We start from the raw sequence: 5,243 nt of genomic DNA on the forward strand, positions 1-5,243 counted from the left end.
ACAGCACAGCACAGCACAGCCTGCTAAAATTTTGCCTTTTGGATTAAGCCATTTTTTATTTCTCTCCGCTTTTGCTTCTTTCTCTTTTTACCCATTTTTATTCAATTCTTTTGCATTTTTTACCGCACTTTATAACCCATTTCCCTATGGTGACCTATTCTTATTGATTTCCGCCTCCCTTTTTCTGTTTGTCAGACCCTAAACCCAGAAAAAACTTAAGCCCGAGCTGAGTTTTTTCTTCCTGAGTTCAGCCTTAAGTTTTTTTGTTTTTTATCCACTGGGCGTTCTTCGCCCAATTTGTTATTTATTTTCACTTAAGGACTCAATATGAACAAAATCTATCGTATTATCTGGAGTGTCGCACAGCAGGCTTTTGTCGTGGTCTCAGAATTGACAAAAACCAAAGGAAAAAGCAAAGCTGAGCAGAATACGCTTGTCACAAGCCGTGGCCGCACCCATACACACCCTGCCAAGTTTAAGCCGACTGTACTCGCCTTAACCCTGTTGGCTTTCTACGCGCCTCAGCCGCTATTGGCGGCGGGCGTAGCCATATCACGGGCAGAGGATACCACGCCAGGCACTTATAACGACCAAATAACCCTTTCCGATGGAAGAATTATAGAAATAAAAAATAGAAAAATAGCCGCTACGGCAGATAACGAGGGCATTGCCATTGGGCGAGGCGCGGTGGCAACGTCTGCGAAAATGGACGGAGACAAGATTAATCCGTCGATAGCAATCGGTATGACCGCTCAAGCAACGGGGATGGGCAGTATTGCCCTTGGTCGCACCACAGATTCACAAGGGAATGCCTCCGTGTCTATCGGGGTATTCACACAAGCAAAAAGCGATAATGCTATTGCCATCGGAGCGGGAACCCAAGTAACGGGGTCTGAAAGCGTGGCTATCGGTATTCTCACCAAAAGTCAGGGAACAAGCGCTGCAGCCATCGGTAGGGAGGCAAATGCTGAAGGCGAAGCGTCATTATCAATGGGGAAGCTGTCTCATGCACAAGGGAAAAATAGTATTGTATTGGGACGAGAGGCGAAGTCTTTGGCGGTGGCTGAAAACGGGATTGCCATCGGTACACTAGCGAAGTCGGAAAAAACCTATGGCGCGGCAATTGGGGTGAATTCCAAAGCGGCCGGGGATTATAGTACCGCAGTAGGGTTTGATGCACAAACCACCGGCCATAGCTCAAGCGCATTCGGTTTACGCGCACAAGCAGCAGGCAACAGCGCATTAGCCTTAGGACGTCAAGCCATAGCCTCTAACATAAACAGTTTAGCTCAAGGCTTTCAAGCCAAAGCCTCAGGGCAAAATGCCACTGCCATTGGCTCAAATAGTGTATCAACCGGCACGTCATCTATTGCCATGGGCCTTAACGCCCAAGTAACAGGGAATCAGAGTATCGCCATTGGTACGAATAATAAAGTCAGCGCCTTAGGAACCGTGGCCATAGGGAATAGCATTACAGGCAATGTAGCAAACTCTGTTTATCTCGGCGCGGCCTCTAGTGTAACCCAAGCCGCAAACACTCTAACAGGCGGCGCCACAGGCAAAGTTAATAACGCAAACAGCTCAACCGACTACGCAGGACATACGGCCAAAGGCGCAGTAACCGTCGGCAGCGCGGGCAATGAACGCCGTATTCAAAATGTGGCTGCGGGCTTAGTCTTGCCGACCTCTACGGATGCGGTGAACGGTTCACAGCTCTATGCGGTGCAAACGGTGGCGCAACAAAGTCAAGCGACTGCCAATAAAGGCGTGAAATTTGGCGGCACAACCGGCAATACCAACACCTTTGCCTTAGGCAGCGAGATTCGAGTAAAAGGGGATAGCAATATCACCAGCACCACCCAAACCGCAGGGGTTCAATTAGCCTTAAATCCTAATCTCAACCTTACCTCAGTCAGAACCGGCAACACCACCTTGAATACTAACGGTCTGACCATTAGCAATGGCCCAAGCGTACTCACCACAGGGATTAACGCCGGAAATAAAAAAATCACCAATGTGGCCAACGGCATTGTAAACGCCACCTCTAAGGACGCCGTCAATGGCGCGCAACTGCACGGCCTAAATACCAGTATTACCAACCTCACCAATCAAATTAATAACCTTTCAACAGCGACAAACACCGGCACAGGCTCAAATATCCATTATGTCAGTATTAACAATAAAGATAGTACCGCCCCTAACTATAATAACGATGGTGCTATCAATATAGTAGGGAAGGACAGTAGTGAAAATGCGATAGCCATTGGGGTAGGGGCTCAGGCCTTGGCAACAGGAGCGGTGGCGTTGGGGAGTCGCTATACTATAATTAACAGCAAAATTGATTCCCCTTTTGGCCCAAAAGCTTTAGGAGCGGCTTCTATTGCAATTGGGGCTAATTCAGTTGCAGGAGAGGGGCTGAGCGGGCAAACTATAGCAATAGGATTCGGAGCGCAGGCTAACGATAATCTGAGTATTGCTTTGGGTGCTCATGCTAAGGCTGATCTCTCTTCTGGAATAGCTATTGGACGAAGTCACGTTTTAGGTCACCAGAGTATTGCTATGGGGAATTTAGCCCGTGTTAAAAGTTATGACTCAGTAGGGATAGGTTCTAGTGCTTTGGTTGTTGGGGAAGTAGGAGTTTCAATCGGTAGGTGGTCATCTACTTTGGGGAATTATTCAACGAGTATTGGCTCTGCGATAAGCGCCGGTGATCATGCTATTGCAATGGGTTTGCATTCAATCGCAGGAAAAGGAAAATGGGTTGATGCTCAAGGCCAAGAAAGGTTTGGTTACTCTGAGATAGTTAACGCTAAGTGGATCCCTGAAACTGAAAAAAGTATCGCAATTGGTGTTAGGTCCCAAGCATTTGGTAACCAATCCACCGCAATCGGTAGTGATAGTAGCGTTAATAGCGATAAGGCCTATTCTTTAGGAAATAACAACACCTTATCCGACAACGCGACGAATACCTTTGTTATGGGAAATGCCGTTCAAGCCACAGCTGCAAATAGCCAAGTATTCGGTAACGATATTCAGGCAACGGTCGCCAATTCCGTCTATTTGGGCGATAAAGCCAGTGTAAGCGCGGTAGCCAACCAAAATACAGGGGGCGCGACCGCTAAAGTCACCAACGCCTATAGCGCAACAGACTACGCAGGGCATACCGCAAACGGCGCGGTAGCCGTCGGCAGTGTAGGCAATGAACGCCGTATTCAAAATGTGGCCGCAGGCCTTGTTTCCGCTACCTCAACGGATGCGATAAACGGTTCTCAGCTTTATCTTGTTAATCAAGCCGCTCAAGAACAATTGCCCGTGGTCTATACCAATGCCGCAGGGGAACGTTTAATTAAAATAGGGGATAAATTCTATAAACGTAACCCACAAACCGGCGAAGCGGATAAGTCTCAAGAAGTGCCTGCTAACCAAGTCATTGCTTCTATGCGCAACGGATCCGGCCTCACTACCAGCCCAATGCGCTTAACCAATGTAGCTAATGGAACCGGCACTTATACCGCAAAAAGTGGCAATTTACCGACCGCACTTTTAGCCAACACCGGCACCACAGGCAGCAACGCCATTAATAACGCCTATAACGGCTTAGCGGATTTATACGCCAGCAATATTAAAGAAAGCCAAGCGGTAACCGTCGGCGACTTACGTAAACTAGGGTGGGTGGTTTCAGCCAATGGTAATAATTATGCCGACGATGTACGCAACGCCAACCAAGTTAACTTTACCGGCATTCACGGCGCCAAAGTCACCGGCAGCACAGACGCAAACGGTGTACGCCAAATTACCATTAGCGCCTCTAAAACGACGGTAACGAACAATAAAGACGGTTCCTATTCCATCAAGTTCACCGATGAAAATGGCGTAACCACCACAACCGTATTACGCAATCCAACTGCAGAAGTGGTAAACAATAATAACGGCACTCACACCATTCGAATTGGGGTAGATAAAAACGGTGATGGCGTAATCAGCGCTAACGAAATCACCACCACAACCATTAAAGACGGCGCCACCGGCCCTCAAGGCCCGAAAGGCAACACAGGCGCAACTGGCGCAGCTGGTCCGCAAGGTCCGAAAGGCGACACCGGTGCAACTGGCGTAGCTGGTCCACAAGGAGACAAAGGCGACACAGGTGCAACCGGCGCAACTGGCGCAGCAGGACCACAAGGAGACAAAGGCGATACTGGTGCAACTGGTGCTGCTGGCCCACAAGGCGAGAAAGGCGATACCGGTGCAACTGGCGCAGCAGGACCTCAAGGGGAGAAAGGCGATACCGGTGCAACTGGCGCAGCCGGCCCACAAGGCGAGAAAGGCGATACCGGCGCAACCGGTGCAGCTGGACCTCAAGGGGAGAAAGGTGATACCGGTGCAACTGGCGCTGCCGGCCCGCAAGGCGAGAAAGGCGACACCGGTGCAACCGGTGCAGCTGGACCTCAAGGGGAGAAAGGTGATACCGGTGCAACTGGTGCAGCCGGCCCACAAGGCGAGAAAGGCGATACCGGTGCCACTGGTGCAGCTGGCCCACAAGGAGACAAAGGCGATACTGGCGCAGCCGGCCCGCAAGGCGAGAAAGGTGACACAGGTGCAACCGGCGCGGCAGGTCCACAAGGTCCGAAAGGTGATCAGGGCGATCAAGGTCCTAAGGGCGATACTGGTGCAACTGGTGCTGCTGGCCCGCAAGGAGACAAAGGCGACACAGGTGCAACCGGTGCAACTGGTGCAGCCGGCCCGCAAGGGGGTAAAGGCGATACCGGCGCAACTGGCGCAGCTGGACCACAAGGAGACAAAGGCGATACTGGTGCAACTGGCGCAGCTGGCCCACAAGGTGAGAAAGGTGATACCGGTGCAACTGGTGCTGCAGGTCCGCAAGGAGACAAAGGCGATACCGGTGCAACTGGCGCAGCCGGCCCGCAAGGTGAGAAAGGTGACACCGGTGCAACTGGCGCAGCTGGACCTCAAGGTGAGAAAGGCGATACTGGTGCAACTGGCGCAGCCGGCCCACAAGGCGAGAAAGGCGATACCGGCGCAACCGGCGCAGCAGGACCTCAAGGGGAGAAAGGTGACACCGGTGCGACTGGCGCAGCAGGCCCTCAAGGTGAGAAAGGAGACACCGGTGCAACTGGCGCTGCAGGTCCGCAAGGAGACAAAGGCGATACCGGTGCAACTGGCGCAGCCGGCCCTCAAGGCGATACCGGTGCTACTGGCGCTGCTGGCCCGCAAGGCGAGAAAGG

Annotated in this window: 2 protein-coding genes; both read left to right on the forward strand. The window is 51.6% G+C overall.

Features of this window, described 5'->3' with window-relative positions:
* Positions 1–202: hypothetical protein (locus CVP05_RS12740; RefSeq protein WP_207761373.1), on the forward strand; the 202-nt coding region annotated here is incomplete at its 5' end.
* Between the two features lie 125 nt (positions 203–327).
* Positions 328–5,243: ESPR-type extended signal peptide-containing protein (locus CVP05_RS12480; protein ID WP_100289887.1), on the forward strand; the 4,916-nt coding region annotated here is incomplete at its 3' end.

Origin of the sequence: Conservatibacter flavescens (genome assembly GCF_002795425.1) — a bacterium.
Lineage (GTDB): Bacteria > Pseudomonadota > Gammaproteobacteria > Enterobacterales > Pasteurellaceae > Conservatibacter > Conservatibacter flavescens.